Raw genomic sequence first — 21378 nt, 5'->3', positions numbered from 1 at the left:
CCGGCCGCGTTCGTGCGTGACGGCGGCACCCTGTACTCGCTCTCCAAGGAGGGCCGCGGGACCGCCGGCCCGCTCGTGACGGCGCTGACGGTCGCCGTGGTGGAGGCCGCGGAGGAGCTGGCCGCCGGGTCTGCCGGCGGCCGCCTGTCGGTGCCTCTCCTCGGCGTGCTCGACGAGGCCGCGAACGTGTGCCGGTGGCGCGAGCTGCCGAACCTCTACAGCCACTACGGCTCGCGCGGAATCGTGCTGATGACCATCCTGCAGTCGTGGTCGCAGGGCGTCGACGTGTGGGGTGATTCGGGCATGCGGAAGCTGTGGAGCGCCTCGAACGTGAAGGTCTACGGCGGCGGCGTCTCCGAAGATGCGTTCCTGGAAAGCCTCTCCAAGCTGATCGGTGACTACGACCGCCAGGCGTCGTCGGTGTCCTCCGGTCGTGGTGGGCGCAGCGTGAATCAGCAGCTCCACCGTGAGCGCATCCTGGACGTGGCCGACCTGGCCGCGATGCCGAAGGGTCGCGCCGTGGTGCTCTCGTCGGGGAACCGCCCGACGCTGATTCGCACGCAGCCGTGGATGACCGGCCCGCACGCCGAGAAGGTCAAGGCGTCGATCGCAGCTCACGACCCGCAGGCGTCGCGGACGATCATCGAGGCGCAGGAGTCGGTGCGTGAGGTCGCGGCCTCCGTCGACGGGAACGGGGCGGCCTGATGAGCGACAACTGGGGCGACGCTCCCGCTGACGAGGGGATCGAGGCGCAGCCGTTCGAGCTGGACGAGGGAGACGAGCCCGACCCGCGCGACGTCCCCGACGATGCCGAGCTGCCGGAGCTGCCGGAGCGTGAGCCCGGCCGGCTGTTCGGGATCGACATTGCCGACGTCGCGACGAACCTCGCGGCCCCGGCGATTCGCGCCGTGGTGCAGAAGGCCATCACCGGGGCGGTGAAGGATGCCGTCGCTGCCGAGGTCGACGAGGCGCTGGACCCCTCAGTGATCGAGGAGCTGCAAGCGCAGGCGGCCACGGCCGCTCGTCGTGCGGTCACCGCGGCGATGGATGCCCTCGACGAGGAGGAGCCGGCCGACGAGGAGCCGGCGCTGTACTACGGCTCGGTCGACGAGTTCGTGCGCGAGTACCTGGTGAAGAACTACCGTCGCCGCGTCGACGGGGAGCGCACGGTGTGGGCGGCCGACTGGTGGAACTACCCGGAGGCCGTCATTCGGCTCGACGCTCTGTGGCGGGCGTGGGAGCATCTGCGCCTCGACCCGACAACGGGCATGAGCGTCTGGTTCCGCGATCACGCCGAGCACCACATGAGCGTCCTGCTCGACCCTCACGGCCCGTTCGCGGCCGCCGGCATGGGAGAGAACCGGGTCAACACGAACGACAGCGACAAGGGCGCTGAGCTGCCCTACACGGCACCGCCGGAGGGTCTGTACCCCGACCTGCGCGAGGAGCCGCCTACGGGCGTCTGAGCGCACAACGAGAGAGGGACCGGCCCAGTGGGTCGGTCCCTCTCTCGTGCGCTCAGTCGGCTGCTCAGGCAGTCTTGGCGACGGTCCGCGCGTCGGGGTCTTTCCCGAATCGGCGAATGTAGGCCTGTCGGAGTTCTTGGAGCTGCGCCCGCTCGCGATCGCTGATCGGCTCGGCTTTGCCAGCCGCGATCCGACGCTGCAAGCTGCTTGCCTTCTTCGTCACTTCACCCACGGTAGCCACCTCCATCTACTACTAGTTTCCGCCGATACGGGCTCGCTGTCTACGCCGCTCGCATCCTGCAAGTTCTGCATCGTGCGGTAGATCATCTTGCCCTCTGTCTCGGTCGCTTCGTCGAATAGCGCCACCAGGGCGTCGTTCGCGACTTCGCGGTCAGTCTGATTGTCAGAACCAGCTTGCCCGAGCGCCCATTCCGCCCGCTTCCACCATTGCTCGCGTGCGGCGTTCTCGCGCGCGATCAGTGTCGACCGGTAGGCCGGGTAGAAAGCGACCGCGGCCGCGACGATGGCGAACAGACCCGCCATCGGCGGGCCTGACCAGAACGCGCGCCAAAATGGGTCGTCCGCGAACGGTGGGAGGAGGCTACGCGCGCCGAACCCGACACCCGCCGCGACGACTCCGACGCTGACGAGCTGCGCGATGCGCCTCCCGCGGACGCTCATCGACCAATCTCAGTGCGCTGCACCTTCGACGATCGCGACCGGTTCGGCCGCGCCTTGGCGCTCTGTAGCTGCTGCGCCTTGACCGCCTCGGTGGCCGGCTTGCCCTGGCTGACGTCGGCGGCCATCTTCGCGCTGACGGCCTCCTTGGCCACGCCGCGCTGTTCGAGCTTGTCGGCGTCGCGCTCGCGCCGCTCGGACGAGTCGTACAGCGGCTCGGCCTTCTCGCGGGTGGCCTCGGCGCGGTTCTGCTCGCGCTCGGCCTGGACCTGTGCCTGCTCGCGCTCTCCCTCGTCGGGAGTGGTGTCGGCGGTGTCGCGTGACGCCTCGGCCGCACGGTCGGCTTCGTCGGCCTGGCGCGACAGTGCGACCGCCTCGGCCTGCTCGGTGGCGCTGCGCTGACGCTCGGTGTCGGACTGCCGGCGCAGCTGCTCAGCCTCGACGGCCGCCTGGACGGCCGCGGGATCGGCGCCGGTGTTGTCGACGTCGACGCCGTAGCGCGTGCGGAGCTCGTCGCGGATGCGGCCCTCCGCGCGCTGCGCCTCGGGGTCTTCCGTGCCCCACGCGCGCGCCGTGGTGAGTGCGCCGCCGATCTGCTGCGGCGTCGCCTTGTCCCACCAATCGGAGCGGTACACGCCGCCCAGCTCGACGCGAGCTGCGCGCTTCTCTGCCTCGAACCGTGACGACAGTTCGCGCGCTGCCTGCTCGCTCTGCGCCTGCGCTCGTCGTGCCGCTTCCTCGCGGCCGCGGGCAAACGCTTCGCCTACGCGGCCCGCCGCGGTGACGGCGATGCGGAGCTGCCCTTCGAATGCTTCCTCGATGCCGTCGCTCTCATCGGCCATGATCTGACTCCCTTCTCATCGCTCCGGGCCGCGATCTGCGCCCGGCTTCGTCGTGGTGCGCGGCCGCGCGGGCTCCACCTGTGGCGGAACCGGCGAGCCGGTGGTCTTGTTGCGCTGCTCCTCCGCGCGCTGCATCTTGTCGAGCGCTTCCTGCACGGATGCGTCGACGATCGCGGAGCGGTCGACCTTCGGCGGGGTCGCCGTGGCGGTCGACGTGGGGGCCGTCGTCGACGTCGCGGCCGCGGGTGCCGGCATGGCTTCGAGCTGACGACGAACGTTCATCACGCGCTCCCGCACGGCGGCCTCGACGTTCGCTGCCTGCCGTGCCTCCCCGGCGGCCTTGGCGGCGTCGTAGACGGCCTGCGAGAGGTTCATGAGCTGGCGCAGCATGGCGAGCTGTGCGGCCGTCCCTTGGCCGCCGCGGGCGACGCTGGCGAGGAGCATCGTCGCCCCCGACATTGCCACCCGGCCGGCGCGCTGGCGCTTCACCGGGCGACGGTAGGTCTGCGCCGACTTGGCGAGTGCGTCGGATGCCTCGGCGAGGTCGCCGGGTGTCTCCTCGACGGCGTTTGACCAGGCTGCGAACGCGGCGGCGGTCTGCCGTGCGACCGTCGACCAGGTGTCGCGGTCGTCGAGCGGGATCGACCGAAGCTGCTCGCGGAGCTGTCCGATTTCCTCGGTGTGCCGCTGCCACAGCTCGGGGTCTGGTTCGCGCATTTCGCGACCAGGTGCAACGGGCCGCCGGCCTCGTCCCGCTGCCTGCCACTCGGCGGCCGCGTCGGTCGCCCCGGTGGGTGTGTCGGGCCATCCTTCGCGGAGTCTCGGCAGGGTGAGGTCGCGGCCTATCTGGCCGCCGCCGTACCAAATCGGACGCTCGCCATTGGCCGGTCGGCTCGCCACCGAGTAGCCGGTGATGACGTCGGTCGTGCCCTCCGCGAACCGGGGGCGCACGAGGACACCGGAGCGGCGTAGCCGGCGCACGAACTCGGCTTCGTTCTCGCTCGCGCCGGCCGCGCCTCGCACGGTGCGCGCGAGGTCGTTCCGGGGTGCGTTCAGTCGAACCTCAGCGGTGATGCGTGCCTGTCGTTCCCTCGGGTCAAGGCGGTGCCATTCGGGCTGCTCTCCCCCGACACGGGCCGCGTGCTGTTCGTACTTGCGCTGCGCAAACAGCGCGGCGCGCTCCTCGACGCGGGCCTGCTCCGCGGGGCTGTAGCCGCGCGTCGCACGCTCCCCCTTCGTCGACTCCAACTGCTCCAAGCCGTACTTGACTTCGAGGGCACGCGCGGCGTTCTGTGCGCGCTGGTAGTCCAGGTGCGTCGATGCCTTCGTGCCGTCCTCGCGGACCAGGTTCACGGCGATGTGCACGTGGTCGTTGCCGGCCTGTGAGAGGCCGTGACGGATCGCGACCCAACGGCACGGGGCCTTGGTTCCGTCGTTGTCGTCGAACCCCATCGCGGACACAAAGTCTTGCGCGATCGCGGCCCACTCCTGATCGGTGCGAATGCCCTCCTCGGCGCGCAGCGACAGTGAGGCGTGCCACACGTGGCCGCCCTTCACGTCGACGCCCATCGCTGTGCGCGGGCGGTCAAGGTGACGCGCGATCGCCTTCGCGTTGTCGCCGCTCAGCTCGGCGTCGTCGTACCACGCCATGAGCGCGTGATCGCCGGCCACCAGGTGCGGCTCCTCGTGCTCGTTGTGGCGACCCTCCCCCACGAGGTAGGTCATCAGGCCGGCCATGCGATCGCCGCGCGTGACGTTCGGCATCATGACAGGCTCAGCTCATCCACGGCCGCGTCGATGCGCTCCGCGACTCGACGCACCGCGGCGAGCGTGGCGTCTGTCTCTGCCTGACGCTGACCGGTCGCATTCGTCGCCTTCGCGATCTGGTTCACGTTGTTCGACACCGCGGCCAACAGCCGGTGCAGCTCGAACAGCTTCCCGATCGCGTTGCGCCGCTCGGTGACCGTCTCCCCCGTCTCGGATGCGAGAGTCGTCTCGACCAGCAGCCGCGGGATCGTCACCCGCTGAGCGAGCGCCAGGCGCAGCAGCCGGCCCTCCTCCTCGGGAGTCACCTTCACTTCGTGCTTGTGCTTCCGACCGCCGGGGGCATTCGCACGCCGACGCCGCTCCGTCTGGGGCTCGGCTGACGCGGCCAAGGCCCTGAACAACCTGCTCTCCGCCACGAACTTCGCCGCCGTGGCCGAGATCCTCACCGCGGCCGCCGCCGCCGGCATCGCCCCGGCCCTCATGCTCGACGTCATCAACGCATCGACCGGCCGCAGCCAGGCCAGCGAAGTGAAATACCCCGCCGAAGTACTCACCGGCCGGTTCGCGTCCGGATTCGGCATGGACCTCATGCTGAAAGACCTCGCCATCGCCGCCTCGCTCACCGACAGGGCCGCCGCGCCGGTCACCGGCGCCGCGCATGACATCGCGCGCGACGCCCGCGCACTGCTCGGGCCCGGCCGCGACCACACCGAGATCGTCCGTGGCTACGAGAACGCCAGCGGCCTTCCGCTGCGCAACAGGCGCTCTCCTCCGCGGACGACATGAGGACGCGTTCCGCTCGAGTGATTGACACGGAGCGTGCGGGGTCACGCGGCAGCAGAGCGATCTGGCCGTGAGCTCGCTGATGATAGGGGCCCCGGCTCGTCAGCTCAACGTCCAGCCGGTCGCCCGCGCCCGCACGTGGGCGCGTTCCCCGTGCGGGGCCGAGCAGGGTCAGTAGTTCGGTCGTGGTCGGGCCGGGGTTGACGAAGGTGTGTGGGATGCGGGTGTCGAACTCCGCCGCCTCCCCGGGAGTAGACCGGGATCCTGCTGCTGGACGAGCCAACCACGTTCCTGGACGTCCTCCATCAGATCGAGCCACTCGAGCTGCTCACCGACCTCCACGAGCAGGGCCGCCCTCTTATCGCGGTGCTGCACGACCTCAACCATGCCGCCCGCTACATCTGATCGCCATGAGAGACGGCTGCATCGTGGCCGAAGCCCCCTGCCCGCCGAGCTCGTCCACGAGGTGTTCGGACTGCGCTCGCTGGTCCTGCCCGACCCGGTCACCGGCACCCCGCAGGTCGTGCCCCTCAGCCGCCACCGCCCCACACGATCCACACGACGACTCCCAAAGGAATCCGGTTACGGGCTGGCGGCATCGGTGACGGTGCCGGGGAGCGAGGCCGTGACGGTGATCGACACGCTCACTCGTGAGGGTGAGTCGGGGGGCGATGGCCGATGACGCGATCCATTGCTGTGCAGGTCGCGCAGCGCATCCGGCGCGTGCTCGACACTCGGGGTCTGACGGTCGAATGGCTGGCTGACGCGACTGGGATCAAGCTGCGCACGCTCACGCGGCGGCTGCATCTGACGAGGCCGGCGGGCCTCACGGTCGACGAGCTGAACGCGATAGCCGGCGCGCTCGATGTGGCTCCGGGTGTCCTGCTTCGTGATGACCAGGACGGCGCTACCGCTGGGCCTGGGTGAGCTCCTGATCGGCCTTGCTGAGGGCACGGGCAACCGTCGACTTGCCGACGCTGAGCACTCCGGCGATGTGGTCGAGGCTGCGGTTCTCGGCGCGCATCTGCTGCGCCTGCGCGATCTTCTCCGGCGTCATCTTCGACGGTCGGCCACCGACTCGACCCTGCGCCTTGGCGTGCGCGAGACCGCGCATCGTGTTCTCCCGGATCGTGTCGACGCGGAGCTGCGCGAAGACGGCGACCATCCCGAACAGGGCGCGGCCCATCGGGGTCGTGGTGTCGATCATCGGTTCCGTGAGGCTCTTGATGTTCACGCCCCGGCGGTCGAGGTCGTGCAGCGTCTCGATGATGATCCGCTCCGACCCGCCGAGCCTGTCGAGGCGACGCACCAGGAGGGTGTCGCCCTCGTTGAGGTAGTCGAGGCAGGCGAGCCACTGGGGACGGTCTGCGAGGCGGCTCGATTCGCCGTGGTCGACGAACACCCGCACGGCTCCCGCTGCGCGCAGCTCGGCCTCCTGAGCGGCGGGGTTCTGCTCACGCTTGGACACTCGCACGTAACCGACGACGTTCGTCATGACTCGGCCTCCTGCTGCTCTCGCGCTCGGCGCTCTCGGTCGGCGGCGAGCTGGTCATAGATCGGGGTTCCCTCACGGCGGGGCCGCGATCGCCGCTCGGCGGCGGCGCTGCTCGCGGCGGGATCGGTCACGGTCACTCCCGGCCGGTGCCGCGATCGGAGCGATAGCCGGCGCTCCCCCGTCGCGCCTGGGTGCCCTGCTGCGGCGGTTGTCTGGTCGCCTCGGCCGCGGGGCGGGGATACGACGCACTGAGCGCGGAACGGACCTGAGCGGCCCGGTCAGGGCCGGCCTGGGGTGCCGTGCGCTCGACGGTCACCGCGGCGAACACCGGGACGAGGGATGCCGGCTCGGGAGCGTAGGAGAACATGTCGGGTCGGCTCATGGCCGATCCCGCGTTCCACTGCTCCGGGCTCACACGGGCGAAGTCGAACCGGTACGGCGACTGCTCGGCCACGTGGGCCATGAACACCTTCGACGTGCGGCCGTTGCCCTCGCGGAAGGGGTGCGCCTGGTTGACGTAGGCGAACACCGTGGAGGCGGTGGCGATGAAGTCGTTACGGCTGATCTTCGTCCAGTCTGTCGACGTCACGAGCTGGCGCGCGTCGGACAGATACCGGTCGACCTCGCCCGATCTGACCTCACCGAATCCGCGGCCCGGACCCTTCGACATTTCAACCGTGCGGTACTCCCCCGCCCACTCGTAGACGTCCTGGAACAGGTGCCCGTGAATCGCGCGTAGGTGCGCCCCGTCGAACGTGCGCGGCACGTCGACCTCGCCGTTACCGAGCTGCACGGCGCGCACGGTGGTGTCGGTGTACTCCATCCGGGACAGCACCCGCGCGTCGCGTTCCTCGTAGAGGTTGCGCAGCGTCCCGATCCCGGTGCCCGGGTCGACCGTGTCGGGGTAGAAGTACGACTCCCAGCTATCGAACTGGGGTGCCACGTCAGCGGCCGGCGCCGACGACGCCGGCAGCGCGGCGAGCGGCAGCGTGGCCGCGTCGACGGTACTCCGCGAGGTCGATCGCCCCACGCGTGTAGTCGGTCACGTTCTCGACGTCCTCACGGGTCGGGGTGAACCCTTCGTGCCATCCGGCGGCGAGAGCCTGGCGCACGCTGTCGCGCTGCGTCACGTCGAGCTGCGCGAACAGCTCCGGCCACCGCTCCTCGACCGTGAACGTTTCAGCCACGATGGGCTCCCTTCGTCGTCTCTACAGTCTACCGTCTATCCCGAAAACGATCTATAAGAAGTTTCGGTACAACCTTTCTGCCGCCGGCACAGACCCAGCTCAGGTGAGCGCCGGCGCCGATGCTGGCTCCGCGTTTTTGCTGGGACGGCCGCGGTTGCGCTTCTTCACCCCTGCGCGATCCAGGAGGCTGCGTACCCGCTGGATGCTATATCCGGTATCAGCTGCGAGCTGCTGGATACTGGCCCCACGCTCGTATTCGTCCGCGAGTATCGCTCCAATGCGTCGGGACAGCCATTCGCTCGTCCGCTCGTGCGGCTCCAGCTGCGGAACCCGCTCAATCCCTCCACCGCCGTATCCACGGTGAACCTGTCCCTTCGGGACGACCTCGCGGTCCGCCTCGTTACCCCACGCGCTCCACCCCTCACGGGCGTACCGTGCAAACAACTCCAAGTACGGTCCCGGACTGCACGACTCGATGAGGTCGTACTGCTCATCAGGCTTCCGACTGTGCTCCCGCTTTCGCGTCTCGATCATGTTGACAGTGGAACGCGCCGGGGCAAGCGTGCGCATGGAGCCCTTCACGCCGAACAGGATCGGCTCAGTGACGTTCCGAAAGTAGAAGCCGACACCTCGACCGTCGGGCCCGCCGTCCTTGCGTCGCTTGGCCCAGACGATGTTGCTGACGTATCGGAAACCCCACGCTTGTAGGACCTCGATGCCTTCGAGCAGCAGGGCGTTGGGAACCCACAGATAGAGGTGGGCGTTCTTCGCGGTGACGTCAGCGACCGGCAAGGCCTTTATGTCGTCAAGGTCCATCGTTCCGTAGCGATCCAAACGCCGGTGTTCCGGCGCGACCTTCCCAGTCCGGTTCGCGAACCGCCACGGAGGGTCGGCGAGAACGGTCTGAAACCCGCCCTCCACCGTGGGAAGAGGAGCGATGTCGGGGAGCGCTGGCATGCTGTCGATCGGGGGCACACTCAGATCGTACAAGTTAAAGATCTAAACTCGCGACATTGGATCTTTAGATTTCCCGTGCTGGCTTAACGCGACAGACTGCTCAGCCCTCTTCGTCTTCGTCCAACAGCTCGGGCGCAATGTCACCCGAGCTAACGAGACCCATTCGGTGGCCCAACCGTTCCGGGATCGCACCCGTCCCGGCAGACTCGGCAAGTTCGAGGATGGCGGCGTCAAGATCGGCCGGCCAGCGGTAGAGCCGGGCGGTGATGGCGATCGCGAGGATTGGGCACCCGCCCCCGTCACCTCGCTTCACTCTCGGAACCAGCTTCTCAAAGTTAGATGTGGTGCTGGTCCCGAGCGGATCGTTGGGAGTTTTCGCGAGCCGCCGGCGCCACTCCGGCGACCACTCGTCGCCGCCGGCTATGTCTTTGCTCCGAGCGATGGTGTCGATCCATAGTTCACGCATCCCGCTGACCGTGCGCGTGAGGATGATCCCGACGTCCAGAGCACCTCCGTCGTACAAGGCGCGGAAGTTGCCGAAGTCTCGGTCAAGATTCCCGTCTTTCGGGTTCCATTCGACGTCGAGCCCAATTCTGCCCCGGACGTTGTCGATCTTGTGGCCGCCGTACTCGTTGCGGCTGACACGACGCAGCTTTGCTGCCTCTCCCGCCGCCCGGTAGGGCTCAAGTGTGAGGGTCGTCGTCAGCTCCTGGTCGTACCTGCCCTCGCGCCAGCCAAGCTCCCGGAAGGCCTCGTCGAGTTCGAGTGAGATTAGGTGCTTTGACCCACCCGGCCGAACTATCCGTTCGACGTCGAAGTGGAACTCGGACAACACTGCGCAAAGTTGCTCAAACTCAACCGGATGCGTAGACGCGAGAAGTGTTGTGGCGTTCCGCGTCTCTGCGAACTCATACCGGTCCAAGAGGTGCTGCGGCATGACATCGCGCCAGGATTCGGTGAGCTCCACGCCCACAACCGTACCGACATGCGGCGGACACCCTGCTCTCCCGGCGGACGTCCCAAAAACCCGCAAATCTGTTTCGGACCGGTGCGAGGTTTCGGCACGGAGTTTCGGCACGGCGTGTCGGGGGGCAGAAGTGCCCCCGCGCAGCTCGTGCCGGAATCGATCGTTTTCGGCCTACTCGGCTCGCGGTGATGAACATATGCGTGCAACTCCACTGTAGGAGACTCCTGGCCTAGTTACCTTCCGAATGGTAACCTACACTCATGCGCACCGATCCTCGCCCCGCGATCCTGGCGGCCGCCTTCTCTCAGCTCGACGAGGGGCGGGCGGTGTCCCTGGATTCCGTGGCCCGAAGTGTGGGGCTGACCAAGCCGGGAGTGATGTATCACTTCCCCACGAAGGAAGCCCTCATGCTCGCCCTGGTGGACTCCGTTTTGGACCGCTGGGAAGAGGGACTGGTCGCACGCCTCGGGTCGTCACCGGAGGGCGCGGACCCGGCCGCGCGCATCGGCGCGTATGTCGACTGGTCACTGTCCGGGGGTTTCGATGAAACCGACCTGGTGGCGATGAGTGATCCGAAGCTGCGCCGCTCGCTCACGCAGCGCTGGGCCGAACGTCTCGCGCCCTGGCTCGTCGTGCCCGATGACGTCGCCCCGGACGAACGCACCCGGTTGCTCGCCGCCCGCCTCCTGGCCGACGGCGGGTGGCTTGCCGAAGCCGCCAACGTCTCCCCTCCTACCCCCGGCGACCTGGCGCAGCTCCGCGCCTTCGCCCACAACCTCGTGAAGGACTGACTATGAAGAAATGGCTCCTGCTTGCCGGCGCGATCATCAGTGAAGTCGCCGGCTCCCTCGCCCTCCAAGCCGGCCAGGACCACCCCGCCTGGTACATCCTCGTCGCGATCGGCTACGTCGGCGCGTTCACGCTTCTCGCGCTCGTTCTACGCGAGGGGATGGCCCTCGGGGTTGCGTACGGGATCTGGGGCGCGATGGGCGTCGCCCTGACGGCGGTGCTGGCGGCACTTCTGTTCGGACAGCCCTTGACCGGCGTGATGATCCTCGGCCTGGCGTTGATCATCGGCGGTGTTCTCACCGTCGAACTCGGATCGCAAGCGGCGCAGCGCAAGAGGGAGGCGAGCATCTGATGGTCTGGCTCTTCCTCATCCTCGCGATCGTCCTCGAAGTCGGCGCGGCGCTCTCCCTGCGCCTGGCAACCGGCGGACGGAAACTGTTCTACATCGCCGTCGTCGTGGGCTACCTCGGCGCGTTCTTCTTCCTCACCCAAGTCCTTGCCCTCGGGCTCGGCATCGGTGTTGCCTACGGCATCTGGGCCGCCTCCGGCGTCGCCCTCACCGCAGTGGCCAGCAAGTTCCTGTTCAAAGAGCCCTTCACCTGGGTCATGGCGCTCGGCATCGCCCTCATCATCGGCGGCGTCCTCCTCGTCGAACTCGGCGCGGCCCACTAGCCTGCCGACACGGCCATGACCGTCGCTCGCACCCTCGCGGCAATTCGCCGCGCCCTCCTGGAAGATCCTGCCGTCGACATCCGATTCGTGGACGCAATCACCGTCGACAGTCATCTTCTGAGCACGCACGGCCAGGCCCTCATCCTGTTCGTACACCCACAGCATCGCGAAGTCGTCGACGAGCTGCGCAACGCCTCCCGCCCATTGGACTAGTGCGGTCGGCCGGGGTCATCACCGCGGCCGCGCAGCTCGTCAACGAGCTGGCGGTGCGCCGTGTGCAGGAACAGCACTGGGCGGCCGCTGCGCCCACTGTGGAGGTAACTGTCGGCGGTGAGCGCATCGGTGAACACGACTTCAAGCTCCGGCTGCTCGTGCAGCAGTCGCCGCACTTGTTCGGCCACCCGCTCAGTCATCGAAACTCCCCCCAGAGCTTCCGGGAGCGTATCGGACACGTCCGCACCGCGGCGCGGGCGGATCGCTATCGCGCGATCAGGTGGCGACGCCTCCGGCCCCTCGCGACGAGCTGCACGACGATCAGCCCGGCAATCATCGGGACGGCGAACAGGCCGGCCCCGATCAAGATGTTCTCGACCGTCAGCAGCTCGAACAGGGACGGGAACCGGCCCTCCTGGTGGGCGGCCTCGAACAGGCGAATGAGAAACCAGCCGAGCACTACTAGCCCGCCGATCACCACTCCCGCGTAGGCAGCAATCCAGGCGGGGTGCCCCTGGGGCAGCTCGTCGATCGCTTTGTCCTTCATGTGATCCATCCTCTCTCGATCCTCTGACATTCGGTCAGGCCCGACTAGGTGCGCGCCTGCGGTTTCATCGAACACATGTTCGAATAGCGGTAGTCTCATCCTGGCCGGGGAGGAGTCGGCCATCGGGAGCAATAAGCGATACGCGGATCACTACGACCGTCTGATGAATGAGCGCATCTTGGAACAGACGGTCGTGAGTGCTGGCCCGTTGCAGTCGCTCACGCCGGAGGAGCTGCGGCTGGACTCCGAACCGTTGACGATCGACCCTCGACCCAAGCCGGTGCGAGCTTGGGTGCGGTTCGGGCCGAAGCCTCTGCTCGTCGACGCGGTAGCGGTGCGGTGGACGGCGGATGCCGTCGGCGTGGTGTTCTCGATCCGCGAGACGGAGTATCGCGCGTGGGTCTGGGCGTCTGCGGTGACTCCAGTGCAGCGGACGCCGTAGCCCTACCTGGTGACTTCGGCCGTCTCGATCGAGTCGCGATCGGCGTCGTAGAGGAGCCAGGTCGAGTCGTTCCACTGGTTGCGGTAGACGATGCCGCGGGGCGAGTCGCTGAGCGCGTGCCAGGTCGCGCCCGCCGCGTACTCCTCGACCCATGCGGCTACAAGCAACTCGGCTGCTGCGCGATCCTCGGGGGTTCCGCTCTCGGTAGCGCGCACGTGCGCGGCCCACACCGGGCGCGCGTCGGCCAGCTTGCGCTCATCGCGGCGCAGCTCGTTGATGAGGGCCGGGAGGCATCCGCACTCTTCCTCGGCGTCGTGGTGGTAGCCGATGCATCGGTCATCCGGGCATCCGCATTCATCGCCGCGCCACTCGGCCGCGGAGGCATAGCCGTGGCGCTGCGCCCACTGGCGCGAGGTCAGCCCTGCGAGCTGCAAGGTTTCTCGAGCGGCATAGTTCAGCCTCGTCATGTCATCACTCCCCTATCGGTCGGTCGAGAGCTTCGTAGATGCGCCACCACTCGGCCTCGTACTCGACGGGCGAAAGATCGGCACCGTCGAGAGCATCCAACTGTGCGCCTACAACCTCGAACAGACTCGTATCAGACATTCCGCCGCGGTGCGCGTGAACGCGTACGATACGAACCCTTGCGGCATCCCGTCGAGTGCCGAGCATGAGGGCGACGTAGCCGATCGCAAGCAGCGCCAGTGCGAGCGCGGTCCCGGGCCACCAACCGCCGAGTGCGGTACCGGCGGCGAGGATCAGCGTGCCCATGATGACGCCGCTCCACGAGTTCACGAGCTGTCGCAAGTGAACGAGACGGCGAGCTGTGGTGGTCATACCGGGCGGGTAGACGTGGATGGCAGCCGTCAAGCTACCCTGCATCCTGGCGATGTGCTCCGGTGTGACGCTCACCGATCCCCAGCGTGCCTGAATCCCTGTGCGGGTCGTCAGCGCTGCGGATACCGGAGGACGCCGTAGCGGCCGCCTGGCGGTCATGGTCATCACTCCCCCATCGGTCGACCGACGGTGAGCACGCCCGGGCCGACGGGCTCGAACGGCTTCCCCTCGTTGTACTGAGTTTCCAGTCGCTCGACCTTCTCCATGATTGCCTCGTTGGCGAACTTCGACAGGTTGGTCATGCCGACGTGGCGCATGTAGGCAACAATCGCGCCGCGCATCCGGGCGGAGTCGTCGGGGTGCTGGTAGATCGTGATCTTCGGGGGCTTGCCGGGCTTCTCCCCCTTCTCAGCGGCGCTCAGCGGCTCTGTGGCGCTCTTGGCCGCCGGGGCGGGCGTAGTGGAGGCGGGAGCCACTGCGGGGGCCTCCTGGGCGGCCTCCGGGGCCGTGGGGTGATCGAACGGGCTCGCGCTCGACAGGCTCGACTTGCGGGGGGTGGGACGGTTCATGAGGGATCTCCTTCGATAGCTGCCAGGTGCTCGGCGTAGATCGCTCCGAGCGCGGTTGCCTCGGCACTCCCCCACTCGTCGAGGCCGCGCGCGGCCTCGGTGGCGTCTGCGATCACGACGCGCTTGGGGATGGGTCGACCGATCAGGCGCAGCCCGCGGCCCTCGGCGGCCGCGCGGAGCTCGTCGAGCCAGGCGGCCCCGCCGACGGTGCGTTCTTCGTGCTGGTTGACGATGATTCCGGCGACGCTCAGTCCGGGGTTGTAGTACCGCTGGACGTTGCCGATCGTGTCGAGGAGCTGCCCGAGTCCGTCAAGGCTCCACTTCTTGGTGTGGGTGACGATCACGGCCGCGTCGGCGGCCGTGAGGGCGTTGATCGTGAGCTGGTCGAGGGATGGCGCGGAGTCGATCAGGATCAGGTCGTAGTCCTCGATCACCTGGGCCAGCGCTTCGCGCAGCCGAACCTCTCGGCCGGCGCCGGCTATGACGAGTTCGTCCCGGACGTTCCCGAGCGTGGCCCCGGACGTCGGCACGACGTCGAGGCCGGGCCACAGTCCCGGCACGATGACGTCGCGCATGGTGTCGTCGGCGCGGGTACTCAGGACGTCGGCCAGGCCCGCCTGCTCGGCGTCGACCTCCTCGGCCGTGATGTTGCTCGTGAGGTTGCCCTGCGGGTCGTTGTCGACGGCCAGCACGCGGCGACCGGCGAGCACCGCGGCGCGGGCGAGCTGGAATAACGTCGTGCTCTTGCCGACGCCGCCCTTCTGGTTGCAGAGGGCGAGGATTCGAGCGGTCATAAGAAAATACCTCCGTTGACGGGAACAACTCTAATACAGCTATTGACGGTGATGCGGGATGCTCAGTGACGCAGCCAGAAGTCGTCGGGGATCGTGGTCGGCTGCACGAGCCACAGGATCGCGGCGCACACGCCCAGAATCGCGGCGATGCCCCACAGGCAGAATTCGGTCTTGGTCATGCTCGCGTGCCTCTCTCTCGACGTCACGACGGGGAGGGGCAGCCCTGCGGCCGCCCCTCCCCCAGTCGGTCAGAACGGGGTGTCGTCGCCCTGGTCGGCGACGGGCTTGCCGACGACGCGGACGCTCTGCCCGCGCAGACTGACCGCGACCTCATCGGCTCGGACCTCGTGCTGCAAGCGGGTGCCCTGCTCGCCCTTGTACTCGGTGACGCGGTAGCGGCCCGAGAACGTCACGCGGACGTTGCCCGACTGCTCCGCCACCTCGACGAGGTTCACGGCCTGGTTGCCGCTCACGGCGACGTCGTAGGCGACGGTGGGACCGTCGGTGTAGCTGTTGTCCTCCTGGCGGATGCGGTCGCTGACGAGGACGCGGGCGTAGGCGTACGGGCCGTTATCCCCCTCGCGGAGGGTGGGCGTCGCGGCCAGGTTGCCGGTGCGGGTGATGTAGCTCATGGGTTCTTCTCCTTCGGTCGGTATTACAGGTGTTGCCGCTAATAGTGTTATTCTGCCGGGTCGAATGCTTCGCGCTCAACCTCCAATCTGCGGCCGTCCATCTGCGACGGGTACAGCACCAGCTCGATAGGGCTCGTGGGGTCGGGGTTCTGCAAGCGGACGCCCTGCACGGGCGAACCGGCGGTAATCGTCCCCAGCTCGGACACGACGCGGCGGGGCGGGTTGTAGGGGCGGCCGTCCCAGCTCTTGATCCGATCACCGAATCGCAGATCGGCAAGCCGGGTAACGGTGATGGTCTGAGTGGTCATGCTGTCCTCCTCGGTAATAACTCTATTGTAGTAAATGACTCTATTATGGTCAAGCCTTTTCGGCTTCTCCGCGCAGCAGCTCGGCCACCTTCTGGGCCAGCAGCCAACGGCGATCGGCGGCCGCGCGATCCTCGGCGGTGTAGTCGCCGTAGCTCGCCTGGTGCTCGAAGTCCTCGCGGCCTCGGCGGGCCGTGTCCAGCAGCTCGTCGATGCCTGCGCACAGCTCGGCGTCGACCGGGACGACGCGCCCGCCGCCGTCGACGACCAGGCTCAGGGGCTCGGCCATCCCCGCGACGTGCATCGCGTAGCCGTCGCCCTCGCGCTCGACGTAGGCCGTCAGCACGGTTGCCGATTCGTCGTTGTCGAAGTCGACCCGGCCGTAGCTGTCGGGGTCATCCCCGAGCGGCCAGAGCTGCGGCTCTAGGCGGGTGCCTCGGTCATACGGGGTCAGCTTGCGAGCGTTCATGGTTCCTCCTTGGGTAGGTATTACCAGTATAAGCGGTAATAGAGTTATTTACTACGGGTGTCAGGCGGCAAAGTGAGCGGCTACCCGCTCGATGTGGTCGGGTCGGAGGTCGCACCAATGATCGTCATCGTCGACGACGACAACGGGGGCCACGGTGTAGCCCAGCTCCTCGGTGACGTACTCGCGCGCGTCGGGGTTCTCGGTGATGTTCACCTCGACGTAGGGGACGCCCTTGCTGTCGAGCATCATCTTCGTCATGCGGCACTTCCCACACTGCGGGCCGGTCGTGTAGACGGTTAGCGCTTCCATTTGGTAATCCTCCCACCCCTCGTTTTTTTGCCGTGAAGGCGAATTCATTCGCCGCTAGGGAGGGCGGCCGGAGTGCTAGTGACCGTGGAATACCGGACTGAGCGCAGCGAGGGAGGATATGCCGCGAAAGCACTAGCGCGCAGGTTGGCCGACCGTACGCTGCCGAAGGCTTCACGGCAAAAGAACGGGCCGACAGGCCCCTGCAGTCGGCCGGCTCCGTCCGGCCGTCCGTTAGCCGGCGCCGGCTCCGTCCGGCGTCGGCCGCTGTAGAGGCTCCCCGCCGCGCGGTCTGGGGGGCGACGTGGCGGCGGGGAGCGGGTGCCGGGGCTGCGTGTCTCGCTGGGGGACGCGGACTAGGCCGCCGACGCGACCCACCCTATTGCGTTGGGCCGCGTAGCGGTATTGGAGTTATTGCCGGTGTTCGGTGTAGAGCGTGACGATTCGGGCGGCGACGTTCCACACGTCGTCGGGGGATACCTCGTCGAGGAGGATCGTTCGCGTTCCGCCGTCGAGGTCGATCCACCAGACCGGGCGCACGGTGTCGGCGTCGATCCCGGCCCGGTGTGCGGCGAGGTCTGATGACGGGTCGACGGGGCCGAAGTAGAGCTGAGGGGCCCAGCTATCCGCGCCCATGTCGGTGTAGAGCGTCGTGGGGAAGGGGAGGAGTCGGGCGAGGTCGTCGAGGAGGGCGGCGACGTCGGTTTCTGTGAGGGTGTGCACGGGGGTTCTCCTGTCTGGTCGGGGTGGTCAGTCGGCGGCGAGGTCGTAGCCGCCGAAGGGCGAGCGGGATTCGACGTGTCGGCCGCCGTGCGGCCCTCGGATGGTGCGGACGGGGGAGCCGGGGCGCTGCCACTCGGCGGGGTAGTTGGCCGCGCACCACTTGGCGGCGGCGGCTCGTGCCTTCTTCTCGTCGGTGGCCGCTGCGGCGGGGCGGGGCATGATCGGGAGTGATCGCCAGCCGGGCAGGGCGTGGTCGTGCCACGCCTCTACGGCGTCGTTCTCGCGCTCGCTGATGACGTGCCAGGCGCAGCCGGGGCACACGGCCTGATAGCGACCGCCGCCGGGGAGCGGGTCGGCGCTGTGGTCGTGGTCGGCCTCTTTGCACCAGGCGTCGGCGTAGAACATGTGCAGCTCGTGGCCGTCGGCGGTCGCTGCGCGCTCGCCCTGGTTGTAGCTGTTGCGGTGCCACATGTGGGAGCGGGGGATGCATCCGAAGCCGCCGAACTCGGCGCGGTAGCGGTCGAATGCTGCATCCAGCTCGGCGGGGCTGTAGTAGCTGGTCGTGTAGGCCAGGGGCGCGCCGTCCCATGCGGTGGCGGCGACGGCCTCGCGCTCGAACTCGGCCAGGTCGAACAGGGTTTCCGCGGTCATCGTTCCTTCTCCTCTGACGGTCTTGACGGCAATAGAGTTATTGCCGCTCAGGCGGCTACGGCCTCGGGCTGCTCGGTGAGCGCGTCGGCCAGGGCGTGAGCTGCGCGCAGCACGTTTGCCGCGGTGGCCTTGATCGTCTCGGCGTCGCAGTTGCTCCACCCGGCGACGTATCCGACGCTGTAGGCGCTGGTGTCGAGTCCGAGAATCCCGGCGACGACGTAGGCGACGCTCTCGGCCTCGGTTTCCTTGGTGCCGCGGTGCTCGACGTACTCGGCGTGATCTTCGTCCGCGTGCAGGATGACGTGCGCGGCCTCGTGAAGTCCGGTCTTTGCAGCCTGGGCGGGGGAGAGGTCGGAATCGAGCACGACGCGACGGCCCTCGGGGTCGGTGTAGCCGTGTGCACCGCCGGGGATGCTCTCGCGCTCGACGGTCCAGCCCTTGCCGGTGAGGTAGTCGGCCACGGCGTCGAAGATGCCCGCGGGGTCGTCTCCGGTCAGCGGCCGCGCGATGTCGGTCGGGTCGCCCGCCTCGGGGTCGATGAGGTCGGTCTGTCCCATGTCGAACACGGACACCGGGAAGAACAGCGTTCGGCGCTGCTCCTCGTCCTCGCCGGTCTTGGGGTTCTCGACCGTCTCGCGCACGTCGCGGCCGCCGAAGATACGGATTCCGCGCTCACCCTTGCGCACCTGGCGGTTGAGCTTCTGCCACGTCCGGTAACCGGCGACGTGGGACGCCTCGGGGCACTGGCCGAAGATCAACAACAGGTTGTTGATGCTGTAGCGGTGGAATGCCTTCGTGAAGTCCAGGAACCGCGCCCACGCCTCCGACTCGCGCAGCGCCTCGACCTGCTCCGCGATCGTGGCTTGCAGCTCCTCGGCCTCGGCGCGACGCTGCTCGGGGGTCTTGGTGGTCTTGACGTTGCGTGCCATGTTCGGAACCTTCCGTGCCGGTAATAGGGTTATTTCTCTGCTCATCCCCTCCACGTTTTTTTGCCGTGAAGGCGGTTTACCGCCGCTAGGGAGGATGCCCGGAGCTCAACCCGTAGGGCGGTGGGGGAGAGAGTTTCGGCGCGAAATAAGGGAGCGCAGCGACCGCGTGCCGAAAGTCTCGGAGGAGCCGGCGGCGCAGCCGCTTGGGTGGAGGGTTGACGACCGTATGCTGCCGAAGGCTTCACGGCAAAAGAACGGGCCGTAGGCCCTGACTGTGCCGGCACCGCCTGGCTCGACCAGCGAGCCCCTGGGCTCGCCTCCGCGCAGCGGATCGGCTCTACGCGACGCGGCGCTGCGGGGTGTCGAGCAGCTTCACGGCTGGCCCGTCGCAGTACCGGCACCGGACGCCGACGGTCATCCCGTGGGAGCAATAGCCGGGGTCGATCCACTCGCCGTCGGCGTCGACGTCGGCGGGGGTCTCGTCGACAACGGTTCTCGAGCGGAGATCTCCGTCGGCGTCGCGCTCGTAGGGGCGCACGGCCGTTCCCTCGCGCTCCTCGATGATGATCCGTCGAGCTGCGGCGTAGTCCAGCCGGCCATCGGCTCGGCGCGGGTGCGGGCCGTAGGCGTGGGTGCCGTCGTCGGGGACGAGGGAGAGTTGACCGCGGCTCGGTCGACTTCGGGCATCGGGTCGACGGGGTGCGTGCATCCACGCTTCCTCGGCCTTCCACCAGGCCCATGCTTCGCGCTCGACGCGGTAGCGGTCTACGCGGGCGTCGAGTCGGCCGGCGACTCCGGCGCGCTCGGCGGCCGCGTCGGGGGAGTGGGCGTAGACGCGGTGCCATCCGTCCCGGCTGCGCTCGACGATGCCGGCGTAGGTGAGGCGGTCGAGGAGTCGACGGGTTCGGAGAGGATCGGCGCCGATGGTGGGGGAGAGTTCGTCGAGGGTGCGAGCTGTGGAATCGATTCGTGCGTAGAGGTTCCCGGCCAGGTGTCCGAGCGCGGGGCGGGTAGCGGTGAACAGGTCATGTGCGGCATCCGTCGTTCGTGTGCGCAGCGTTGCGAGGAGCGTAGTTCTCTCAGCGGCCCCGGCCCCAGGGGGGCGCGGGTCCGCTTGTGACCGGGCATGATCCGTGTTGCTGTGGAGAGTGCTCTGCGGGTCGATCGTCCAGTGAGCGGCGCGGGGGCCGTCCGCGGCCGCGGTCTGGGCGATCCATCCGTCCTCTGCGAGGCGCAGCAGCGCCGTCCTGGCCGTCTCGCGGCCGACCCCGGCCAACAGGGCCAGGCGGCGGGTGTCGGCCTCCACGGAGGCGCTGAGGGCGTGCAGGGCGAGGAAGCTCAGCACGTCGAGGATGCGGCGATCGGCGGGGCCGCCTCCGCGGGTCCAGCGGCCGGCGGCCGCGTCGGCGCGGAGCTGCACGTCGCGGACGTGCGCGGCCATCGCGTCGGCGCGGCGGTCGAACGTGGGATCGTCCCCGATCTGGCGGTCACTCGCGGCGACGTAGCGCACGGCCTTGTTCCACTGTCGGCCGAGCACGGCGGCCTGCTCGCCTCGGGGGCGAGCTGCGCGGCCGCGGGTGGTGACGCGGCTGCGGACGTGCTCTAGGCCGGGCTCGGTGTCGACGAGGGCGGCGACGTCGGCGTGCCGCCACCTGGCGGCCGCTGCGCCGATCAGGACGCGCCAGAGCGTCGCTGAGGCGTCGATGGGTGTCTCTCGGAGAGCTGCGGAGCTGTTGGCGGGGAGCTGGCGGCGTGGGCCGGCCAGGTGCAGGCGGCCGTGGGAGTCGAGGGGGAGCGGTGAGCGGGGGTCGATGGGCCGTGCGGGCTCGGTGTCGTCGACGAGGCCGGCGACGAGGCTCACGAGCGCGCGGACCTGTGCCGCGGTGGCCGTGGGGGCGCGCAGCGCGTCCAGGTCGCCGCTGAGGACCGTGGAGTGCCCGCCGGCACGGTGGGGCGCTCCTGGTGGCCGCACACAGCCGGTTACGGCGTTGCTGAGCGGCGACAGGTCGAGGGTGGGGCACAGGTGCTTGGTGAGGCGGGCGAGGGTGGCGACGGTTTCAGCGTCGACGGACTCGCCTAAGCCGACCCACAGGTGCCGGCCGCCGGTCGGCCCGGACTCGCAGAGGACGTAGGGCAGGCCGACGTCGCGGAGGAGGCCGCCGAGCACGTCGGCGTCGCGAGCTGCGGCCGCGGGGTCGCCGTGGGCGTCGAGGTCGAACGCGAGGAGACGGAATCGCTTGTCGGGGCCGGCGAGGTAGACAGCCCACGGGCGCTCAGGAGCGGCCGTGCCGATCGCGCGATCCCGGTAGTCGTTCAGGACGGTGCCATAGGCGTCGACGACGGCCACGCGCACGCGCG

The 21378-nt window shown here is 68.5% G+C and carries 33 protein-coding genes and 1 pseudogene; 10 read left to right on the top strand and 24 right to left on the bottom strand.

Annotated features, from left to right (window positions below):
- Both M3147_RS18825 and M3147_RS18820 read left to right on the top strand, forming a co-directional pair.
- The coding region (locus M3147_RS18825; RefSeq protein ID WP_251204930.1) for a type IV secretory system conjugative DNA transfer family protein at positions 1 to 705 on the top strand (705 nt) is incomplete at its 5' end.
- Positions 705 to 1466: a DUF4913 domain-containing protein gene (locus tag M3147_RS18820; protein ID WP_071644678.1), complete on the top strand. Its 762-nt coding sequence runs from the start codon at positions 705 to 707 to the stop codon at positions 1464 to 1466. The genes M3147_RS18825 and M3147_RS18820, both read left to right, overlap by 1 nt.
- 64 nt (positions 1467 to 1530) lie before the next feature.
- Here the strand turns inward: M3147_RS18820 and M3147_RS18815 are convergent, their stop codons facing one another.
- The 5 genes from M3147_RS18815 to mobC are packed head-to-tail and all read right to left on the bottom strand — an operon-like array spanning position 1531 to position 5064.
- Complete coding sequence (locus M3147_RS18815) at positions 1531 to 1689, bottom strand: hypothetical protein (protein ID WP_175988855.1); 159 nt, start codon at positions 1687 to 1689, stop codon at positions 1531 to 1533.
- A complete protein-coding gene (locus tag M3147_RS18810) occupies positions 1686 to 2147 on the bottom strand; it encodes a hypothetical protein (protein WP_071644679.1) in 462 nt (153 codons plus the stop codon). The genes M3147_RS18815 and M3147_RS18810 overlap by 4 nt, the downstream gene beginning before the upstream one ends.
- A complete protein-coding gene (locus tag M3147_RS18805) occupies positions 2144 to 2986 on the bottom strand; it encodes a hypothetical protein (RefSeq protein ID WP_071644680.1) in 843 nt (280 codons plus the stop codon). The genes M3147_RS18810 and M3147_RS18805 overlap by 4 nt, the downstream gene beginning before the upstream one ends.
- 15 nt (positions 2987 to 3001) lie before the next feature.
- Positions 3002 to 4750, bottom strand: a complete 1749-nt coding sequence (locus M3147_RS18800; RefSeq protein ID WP_439954214.1) for a relaxase/mobilization nuclease domain-containing protein — start codon at positions 4748 to 4750, stop codon at positions 3002 to 3004.
- Entirely contained in the window at positions 4750 to 5064 is a 315-nt protein-coding gene (gene mobC, locus M3147_RS18795; RefSeq protein ID WP_251204929.1) for a plasmid mobilization relaxosome protein MobC, read from the bottom strand. Before mobC ends, M3147_RS18800 begins: the two co-directional genes overlap by 1 nt.
- Positions 5065 to 5071: 7 nt before the next feature.
- Here mobC and M3147_RS18790 point away from each other — a divergent pair, with 7 nt between their 5' ends.
- From M3147_RS18790 to M3147_RS18780, 3 genes and pseudogenes are all read left to right on the top strand, one after another.
- Positions 5072 to 5539, top strand: coding sequence for an NAD-binding protein (locus M3147_RS18790; protein ID WP_285874099.1), 468 nt, complete (start codon positions 5072 to 5074; stop codon positions 5537 to 5539).
- Positions 5540 to 5791: 252 nt separating this feature from the next.
- Positions 5792 to 6077, top strand: a pseudogene (fecE, locus tag M3147_RS19430) (Fe(3+) dicitrate ABC transporter ATP-binding protein FecE); the annotation flags it as partial.
- A 137-nt stretch (positions 6078 to 6214) separates the two neighbouring features.
- Positions 6215 to 6463: a helix-turn-helix domain-containing protein gene (locus tag M3147_RS18780; RefSeq protein ID WP_251204927.1), complete on the top strand. Its 249-nt coding sequence runs from the start codon at positions 6215 to 6217 to the stop codon at positions 6461 to 6463.
- On the opposite strand, the gene M3147_RS18775 is transcribed toward M3147_RS18780, so the two are convergent.
- The 5 genes from M3147_RS18775 to M3147_RS18755 form a co-directional block, all read right to left on the bottom strand.
- Complete coding sequence (locus tag M3147_RS18775; RefSeq protein WP_251204926.1) at positions 6444 to 7031, bottom strand: recombinase family protein; 588 nt, start codon at positions 7029 to 7031, stop codon at positions 6444 to 6446. The genes M3147_RS18780 and M3147_RS18775 overlap by 20 nt on opposite strands.
- Positions 7032 to 7164: 133 nt before the next feature.
- Positions 7165 to 7974: a Fic/DOC family protein gene (locus M3147_RS18770; RefSeq protein WP_251204925.1), complete on the bottom strand. Its 810-nt coding sequence runs from the start codon at positions 7972 to 7974 to the stop codon at positions 7165 to 7167.
- A 1-nt stretch (position 7975) separates the two neighbouring features.
- Complete coding sequence (locus M3147_RS18765) at positions 7976 to 8218, bottom strand: hypothetical protein (RefSeq protein ID WP_251204924.1); 243 nt, start codon at positions 8216 to 8218, stop codon at positions 7976 to 7978.
- 99 nt (positions 8219 to 8317) lie between these two features.
- Positions 8318 to 9193: an MT-A70 family methyltransferase gene (locus M3147_RS18760; RefSeq protein WP_251204923.1), complete on the bottom strand. Its 876-nt coding sequence runs from the start codon at positions 9191 to 9193 to the stop codon at positions 8318 to 8320.
- Positions 9194 to 9275: 82 nt separating this feature from the next.
- Complete coding sequence (locus M3147_RS18755) at positions 9276 to 10142, bottom strand: BglII/BstYI family type II restriction endonuclease (RefSeq protein WP_251204922.1); 867 nt, start codon at positions 10140 to 10142, stop codon at positions 9276 to 9278.
- 260 nt (positions 10143 to 10402) lie between these two features.
- Between M3147_RS18755 and M3147_RS18750 the strand changes: the two genes are divergently transcribed.
- The 4 genes from M3147_RS18750 to M3147_RS18735 are packed head-to-tail and all read left to right on the top strand — an operon-like array spanning position 10403 to position 11816.
- A complete protein-coding gene (locus tag M3147_RS18750) occupies positions 10403 to 10933 on the top strand; it encodes a TetR/AcrR family transcriptional regulator (protein ID WP_251204921.1) in 531 nt (176 codons plus the stop codon).
- Positions 10934 to 10935: 2 nt separating this feature from the next.
- Positions 10936 to 11283, top strand: coding sequence for a DMT family transporter (locus M3147_RS18745; RefSeq protein ID WP_005053852.1), 348 nt, complete (start codon positions 10936 to 10938; stop codon positions 11281 to 11283).
- Positions 11283 to 11603: a DMT family transporter gene (locus M3147_RS18740; protein ID WP_019160223.1), complete on the top strand. Its 321-nt coding sequence runs from the start codon at positions 11283 to 11285 to the stop codon at positions 11601 to 11603. Before M3147_RS18745 ends, M3147_RS18740 begins: the two co-directional genes overlap by 1 nt.
- 15 nt (positions 11604 to 11618) lie before the next feature.
- Complete coding sequence (locus M3147_RS18735) at positions 11619 to 11816, top strand: hypothetical protein (RefSeq protein ID WP_005053846.1); 198 nt, start codon at positions 11619 to 11621, stop codon at positions 11814 to 11816.
- Here M3147_RS18735 and M3147_RS18730 read toward each other — a convergent pair.
- Positions 11813 to 12016 (bottom strand): hypothetical protein, encoded by a 204-nt coding sequence (locus tag M3147_RS18730; protein WP_005053843.1) that lies wholly within the window; start codon positions 12014 to 12016, stop codon positions 11813 to 11815. The genes M3147_RS18735 and M3147_RS18730 overlap by 4 nt on opposite strands.
- A 65-nt stretch (positions 12017 to 12081) precedes the next feature.
- Positions 12082 to 12363, bottom strand: a complete 282-nt coding sequence (locus M3147_RS18725; RefSeq protein ID WP_251204920.1) for a hypothetical protein — start codon at positions 12361 to 12363, stop codon at positions 12082 to 12084.
- A gap of 163 nt (positions 12364 to 12526) precedes the next feature.
- Between M3147_RS18725 and M3147_RS18720 the strand changes: the two genes are divergently transcribed.
- Entirely contained in the window at positions 12527 to 12805 is a 279-nt protein-coding gene (locus tag M3147_RS18720) for a hypothetical protein (protein ID WP_251204919.1), read from the top strand.
- Positions 12806 to 12807: 2 nt separating this feature from the next.
- Here the strand turns inward: M3147_RS18720 and M3147_RS18715 are convergent, their stop codons facing one another.
- From M3147_RS18715 to M3147_RS18660, 12 genes are all read right to left on the bottom strand, one after another.
- A complete protein-coding gene (locus M3147_RS18715) occupies positions 12808 to 13272 on the bottom strand; it encodes a hypothetical protein (RefSeq protein WP_251204918.1) in 465 nt (154 codons plus the stop codon).
- A 4-nt stretch (positions 13273 to 13276) separates the two neighbouring features.
- Positions 13277 to 13807: a DUF6611 family protein gene (locus M3147_RS18710; protein WP_251204917.1), complete on the bottom strand. Its 531-nt coding sequence runs from the start codon at positions 13805 to 13807 to the stop codon at positions 13277 to 13279.
- A complete protein-coding gene (locus M3147_RS18705) occupies positions 13807 to 14211 on the bottom strand; it encodes a ParB family protein (protein ID WP_251204916.1) in 405 nt (134 codons plus the stop codon). Before M3147_RS18705 ends, M3147_RS18710 begins: the two co-directional genes overlap by 1 nt.
- Positions 14208 to 15005: a ParA family protein gene (locus tag M3147_RS18700; RefSeq protein WP_071644694.1), complete on the bottom strand. Its 798-nt coding sequence runs from the start codon at positions 15003 to 15005 to the stop codon at positions 14208 to 14210. Before M3147_RS18700 ends, M3147_RS18705 begins: the two co-directional genes overlap by 4 nt.
- A gap of 248 nt (positions 15006 to 15253) precedes the next feature.
- On the bottom strand, positions 15254 to 15637 hold the full coding sequence (locus M3147_RS18695) for a single-stranded DNA-binding protein (RefSeq protein WP_251204915.1): 384 nt from the start codon (positions 15635 to 15637) through the stop codon (positions 15254 to 15256).
- A gap of 47 nt (positions 15638 to 15684) precedes the next feature.
- Positions 15685 to 15945, bottom strand: a complete 261-nt coding sequence (locus M3147_RS18690) for a hypothetical protein (RefSeq protein WP_005053822.1) — start codon at positions 15943 to 15945, stop codon at positions 15685 to 15687.
- Positions 15946 to 15994: 49 nt separating this feature from the next.
- Entirely contained in the window at positions 15995 to 16411 is a 417-nt protein-coding gene (locus M3147_RS18685) for a hypothetical protein (RefSeq protein ID WP_251204914.1), read from the bottom strand.
- Positions 16412 to 16471: 60 nt separating this feature from the next.
- Entirely contained in the window at positions 16472 to 16720 is a 249-nt protein-coding gene (locus M3147_RS18680; protein ID WP_005053817.1) for a glutaredoxin domain-containing protein, read from the bottom strand.
- A gap of 408 nt (positions 16721 to 17128) precedes the next feature.
- On the bottom strand, positions 17129 to 17440 hold the full coding sequence (locus M3147_RS18675; protein ID WP_005053814.1) for a hypothetical protein: 312 nt from the start codon (positions 17438 to 17440) through the stop codon (positions 17129 to 17131).
- A gap of 27 nt (positions 17441 to 17467) precedes the next feature.
- Positions 17468 to 18091: a DUF6349 family protein gene (locus tag M3147_RS18670; RefSeq protein WP_071643367.1), complete on the bottom strand. Its 624-nt coding sequence runs from the start codon at positions 18089 to 18091 to the stop codon at positions 17468 to 17470.
- 47 nt (positions 18092 to 18138) lie between these two features.
- Positions 18139 to 19020 carry an ArdC-like ssDNA-binding domain-containing protein gene (locus tag M3147_RS18665; RefSeq protein WP_005053810.1) on the bottom strand — a complete coding sequence of 294 codons (882 nt, stop codon included), beginning with the start codon at positions 19018 to 19020 and terminating at the stop codon, positions 18139 to 18141.
- A 337-nt stretch (positions 19021 to 19357) separates the two neighbouring features.
- Positions 19358 to 21367 (bottom strand): hypothetical protein, encoded by a 2010-nt coding sequence (locus tag M3147_RS18660; RefSeq protein ID WP_251204913.1) that lies wholly within the window; start codon positions 21365 to 21367, stop codon positions 19358 to 19360.
- Positions 21368 to 21378 lie beyond the last annotated feature (11 nt).

Origin of the sequence: Agromyces mediolanus (assembly GCF_023715325.1) — a bacterium.
Classification (GTDB): domain Bacteria; phylum Actinomycetota; class Actinomycetes; order Actinomycetales; family Microbacteriaceae; genus Agromyces; species Agromyces mediolanus_A.
This window is presented reverse-complemented; position numbering and strand designations above follow the sequence as displayed.

What these genes read in the sequence shown, in the direction of transcription:
- M3147_RS18780 (WP_251204927.1), top strand. Translation starts at nt 6,215, where the DNA reads ATGACGCGATCCATTGCTGTGCAGGTCGCGCAGCGCATCCGGCGCGTG.
- M3147_RS18695 (WP_251204915.1), bottom strand. Translation starts at nt 15,637, where the DNA reads ATGAGCTACATCACCCGCACCGGCAACCTGGCCGCGACGCCCACCCTC.
- M3147_RS18665 (WP_005053810.1), bottom strand. Translation starts at nt 19,020, where the DNA reads ATGGCACGCAACGTCAAGACCACCAAGACCCCCGAGCAGCGTCGCGCC.
- M3147_RS18670 (WP_071643367.1), bottom strand. Translation starts at nt 18,091, where the DNA reads ATGACCGCGGAAACCCTGTTCGACCTGGCCGAGTTCGAGCGCGAGGCC.
- M3147_RS18710 (WP_251204917.1), bottom strand. Translation starts at nt 13,807, where the DNA reads ATGACCATGACCGCCAGGCGGCCGCTACGGCGTCCTCCGGTATCCGCA.
- M3147_RS18740 (WP_019160223.1), top strand. Translation starts at nt 11,283, where the DNA reads ATGGTCTGGCTCTTCCTCATCCTCGCGATCGTCCTCGAAGTCGGCGCG.
- M3147_RS18750 (WP_251204921.1), top strand. Translation starts at nt 10,403, where the DNA reads ATGCGCACCGATCCTCGCCCCGCGATCCTGGCGGCCGCCTTCTCTCAG.
- M3147_RS18690 (WP_005053822.1), bottom strand. Translation starts at nt 15,945, where the DNA reads ATGACCACTCAGACCATCACCGTTACCCGGCTTGCCGATCTGCGATTC.
- M3147_RS18810 (WP_071644679.1), bottom strand. Translation starts at nt 2,147, where the DNA reads ATGAGCGTCCGCGGGAGGCGCATCGCGCAGCTCGTCAGCGTCGGAGTC.
- M3147_RS18800 (WP_439954214.1), bottom strand. Translation starts at nt 4,750, where the DNA reads ATGCCGAACGTCACGCGCGGCGATCGCATGGCCGGCCTGATGACCTAC.
- M3147_RS18775 (WP_251204926.1), bottom strand. Translation starts at nt 7,031, where the DNA reads ATGACGAACGTCGTCGGTTACGTGCGAGTGTCCAAGCGTGAGCAGAAC.
- M3147_RS18805 (WP_071644680.1), bottom strand. Translation starts at nt 2,986, where the DNA reads ATGGCCGATGAGAGCGACGGCATCGAGGAAGCATTCGAAGGGCAGCTC.
- M3147_RS18700 (WP_071644694.1), bottom strand. Translation starts at nt 15,005, where the DNA reads ATGACCGCTCGAATCCTCGCCCTCTGCAACCAGAAGGGCGGCGTCGGC.
- M3147_RS18720 (WP_251204919.1), top strand. Translation starts at nt 12,527, where the DNA reads ATGAATGAGCGCATCTTGGAACAGACGGTCGTGAGTGCTGGCCCGTTG.
- M3147_RS18735 (WP_005053846.1), top strand. Translation starts at nt 11,619, where the DNA reads ATGACCGTCGCTCGCACCCTCGCGGCAATTCGCCGCGCCCTCCTGGAA.
- M3147_RS18730 (WP_005053843.1), bottom strand. Translation starts at nt 12,016, where the DNA reads ATGACTGAGCGGGTGGCCGAACAAGTGCGGCGACTGCTGCACGAGCAG.
- M3147_RS18820 (WP_071644678.1), top strand. Translation starts at nt 705, where the DNA reads ATGAGCGACAACTGGGGCGACGCTCCCGCTGACGAGGGGATCGAGGCG.
- M3147_RS18725 (WP_251204920.1), bottom strand. Translation starts at nt 12,363, where the DNA reads ATGAAGGACAAAGCGATCGACGAGCTGCCCCAGGGGCACCCCGCCTGG.
- M3147_RS18685 (WP_251204914.1), bottom strand. Translation starts at nt 16,411, where the DNA reads ATGAACGCTCGCAAGCTGACCCCGTATGACCGAGGCACCCGCCTAGAG.
- M3147_RS18745 (WP_005053852.1), top strand. Translation starts at nt 10,936, where the DNA reads ATGAAGAAATGGCTCCTGCTTGCCGGCGCGATCATCAGTGAAGTCGCC.
- M3147_RS18680 (WP_005053817.1), bottom strand. Translation starts at nt 16,720, where the DNA reads ATGGAAGCGCTAACCGTCTACACGACCGGCCCGCAGTGTGGGAAGTGC.
- M3147_RS18705 (WP_251204916.1), bottom strand. Translation starts at nt 14,211, where the DNA reads ATGAACCGTCCCACCCCCCGCAAGTCGAGCCTGTCGAGCGCGAGCCCG.
- M3147_RS18715 (WP_251204918.1), bottom strand. Translation starts at nt 13,272, where the DNA reads ATGACGAGGCTGAACTATGCCGCTCGAGAAACCTTGCAGCTCGCAGGG.